1 protein-coding gene is annotated in these 1,459 nt (G+C 65.5%); it reads left to right on the top strand.

Going from position 1 to position 1,459, the window contains the following annotated elements; translation table 11 throughout:
• The first annotated feature begins 238 nt into the window (after positions 1-238).
• The gene (locus BST44_RS29105; RefSeq protein WP_174900762.1) at positions 239-1,438 is read left to right on the top strand and encodes an IS110 family RNA-guided transposase; all 1,200 of its coding nucleotides are present in this window, start codon (positions 239-241) and stop codon (positions 1,436-1,438) included.
• Positions 1,439-1,459: the final 21 nt, after the last annotated feature.

Here is a 1,459-nt window from a genome sequence, read left to right as displayed (position 1 = left end):
TTCCTTACCTTTCTTGCAGGGTGGTTGTTGCCCTCGGCCGTAGGCTTCGAACTGCCCAGGGACGTCGGGTATGGCTTTCATGCGTTTGCGGTGTTTCATGGCCGAAGGAGATTGGCCGCCCGACGTCCCGCGACGACTCGACCGCTAATTGAGAGATGCGATTTGATCGCTGTGTAAGGACACGCCGGCGTGGTCGTCTGCTGGGTTGATAGGGATGCCAATGATCACGGAGGTGGCTGTGAGCCAACAGGTCTGGGCCGGTGTCGATGCCGGGAAGTCCGACCACCATTGCGTGGCTATCGATGCGGAGGGTCAGCGACTGCTGTCGCAACGGGTAGCCAACGACGAAACCGCACTGCTGGAGCTGATCGACGCAGTAGCGGCGCAATCCGACGGCGGTGAAGTTACCTGGGCGATCGACCTGAACGCCGGTGGTGCCGCGCTGCTGATCACCTTGCTCATCGCCGCCGAGCAGCGGCTGCTCTACATCCCCGGCCGCACCATCTACCACGCCTCGGCCGGCTACCGTGGCGACGGCAAAAGCGACGCCAAGGACGCCGCCGTCATCGCCGACCAAGCTCGGATGCGCCGCGACCTGCAGCCGCTGCGACCCGGTGATGACATCGCGGTCGAGCTGCGCATCCTGACCGCTCGGCGCACCGACCTGGTCGCCGATCGCACCCGGGTGATCAACCGGCTGCGTGCCCAGCTGCTTGAGTACTTCCCCGCCCTGGAACGCGGCTTCGATTACAGCGCCAGCAAGGCCGCGCTGATCCTGTTGACCGGCTACCAAACCCCCGACGGGCTGCGCCGCGCCGGCGCTGCCCGCCTGACAGCTTGGCTGCATAAACGCAAGGCCCGCAACGCCTCTGCTGTCGCGGCCACGGCTATCGAGGCCGCCAGCGCCCAACACACCACCGTGCCCGGCCAAAACCTCGCCGCCGCCATGGTCGCCCGCCTGGCTAAGGAGGTGATGACCCTCGACACCGAAATCGCAGAAACCGACACGATGATCGAGGACCGATTTCGCCGCCACCGCCACGCCGAGATCCTCCTGAGCATGCCCGGCTTCGGCGTCATACTCGGCGCCGAGTTCCTCGCCGCCACCGGCGGCGACATGAGCGCTTTCGACTCCGTCGATCGTCTTGCCGGCGTGTCCGGGCTGGCCCCGGTACCGCGGGATTCCGGGCGCATCAGCGGCAATCTCAAACGCCCCCGCCGCTACGACCGACGACTGCTGCGAGCCTGTTACCTGTCCGCCCAAATCGCCATCCGTACCGACCCCGCATCCCGGACCTACTACAACCGCAAAAGAGCCGAAGGCAAAACCCACACCCAATCCATCCTCGCCCTGGCCCGCCGGCGCCTCAACGTCCTGTGGGCCATGCTGCGCGACCACGCTGTCTACCAACCCGCAACCACTACTGCGGCGGCTTGACAACGTCATTGAGATTCTCCT

The organism is Mycobacterium scrofulaceum (genome assembly GCF_002086735.1).
GTDB classification, from domain to species: Bacteria; Actinomycetota; Actinomycetes; order Mycobacteriales; family Mycobacteriaceae; genus Mycobacterium; species Mycobacterium scrofulaceum.
Note: the sequence above shows the minus strand (reverse complement) of the source record. Positions and strands in the feature narration are given on the sequence as shown.